Source organism: Actinosynnema sp. NPDC023658 (assembly GCF_040639995.1).
Taxonomy (GTDB): Bacteria; Actinomycetota; Actinomycetes; order Mycobacteriales; family Pseudonocardiaceae; genus Actinosynnema.
In genome coordinates, this window is sequence record NZ_JBFAAX010001399.1 from 1 (window position 1) to 1183 (window position 1183).

Genomic DNA, 1183 nt, shown 5'->3' on the forward strand with positions numbered 1-1183 from the left:
GGTGAGCACTTCGAGGGTCGTACCGACCAGGACGATCAGGAACAGCACCCGCAAGGGGGTGATCACCAGGACGTTGACCAGCCGCGCCGAGGAGCCTGCCGGCCAACGACGCGCACGATCGCGGTCATGTCACTCCTCAAGCAGCTCGGGTGTATCGGTCAAGAACCATCTTGCCCCACCCGCTCCCCCTGCCCGCCACCTGCACCGATGATCGTCGTGCCGACTCCGCGCACCCCGGGCCCGATCAAGTCGATTGCGGTTCGCCGCGCTCGTGCCGCACGATCCACGCACAGCCGGACGAGCGAAGGACAGCACATGGTCGAGCACACCTACCGGGTCATGGTGCGCAGCAGGTTCACCGACCTCGACGACGCCGGGCGCGACCGGCTGCTGGCCGAGGTCGAGCGGCACGGGGTGCTCACCAACGGCTTCTCCGAACAGGGGGCGCTGTCCTACGACAGGTCGCTCGACTTCTTCAGCTTCCGCGTGCAGCTGCGCGCCGAGGTGGAGACGACGGACCGGGCCGTGTGCGACCGCGCGCTGGCGCTGGCGTCCCGTGCGATCGAGGAGTTCGGCGTGGACTTCCGCGACATGCGGGCCTCCGCCACCGACGTGGACCTGATCAAGATCCGCCGACCCCGGTAGCTCGACGGCGTCGGATCACCCGCGACCGGTCGTGGGCCGAGCCCGGTCCGTGCCGCTCGCAGCACGCGGCCGGCAGCCCCGCGTGGTCACGGCCAGGGACCGGTGTTGCACGGGAAGGTCTCGCCGTCCGTCGCGGACCCGGTGGGGTCGGTGACCGTCGCGGCGACGGCGACGACCTCGCCGGGCGTGCACAGGCCCAGGACGAACCCCATGCCGTCCCAGGCGGGCACGGGGACGCCGTTGCGGGTCCACGTGACGGTCATCGGGGAACCGCCGCCGCGGTCGGTGAAGCAGGAGAACTGACTGCCCCGCGACTGGCAGACGACGTCGAGGGTGGGCGCGGCCACCGCGGACGGCGCGGCGGCGACCAGGGCGAGGGCGCCTGCCACCACCGCGAGCACTGGAGCCCTCACCGGCACCTCCGGGGATCTCCGGGAATCGGCCGACCACACGGTAACCGACCGGGAGCGGGAGGTGGGCGTTCCGACGTGATCCCGGAACCCGCCGGTTCGGGGACGGCGACCGGTCGTGCGAAGGC

General features: G+C 71.7%; 2 protein-coding genes. One reads left to right on the forward strand and one right to left on the reverse strand.

Going from position 1 to position 1183, the window contains the following annotated elements; all coding sequences use genetic code 11:
- Positions 1-315: 315 nt before the first annotated feature.
- Complete coding sequence (locus AB0G02_RS41305) at positions 316-645, forward strand: DUF6204 family protein (protein ID WP_360806350.1); 330 nt, start codon at positions 316-318, stop codon at positions 643-645.
- Positions 646-731: 86 nt separating this feature from the next.
- Here the strand turns inward: AB0G02_RS41305 and AB0G02_RS41310 are convergent, their stop codons facing one another.
- On the reverse strand, positions 732-1058 hold the full coding sequence (locus AB0G02_RS41310; RefSeq protein ID WP_360806353.1) for a hypothetical protein: 327 nt from the start codon (positions 1056-1058) through the stop codon (positions 732-734).
- Positions 1059-1183 lie beyond the last annotated feature (125 nt).

Coding starts and splice junctions, on each gene's coding strand:
- AB0G02_RS41305 (WP_360806350.1), top strand. CDS start 316: ATGGTCGAGCACACCTACCGGGTCATGGTGCGCAGCAGGTTCACCGAC.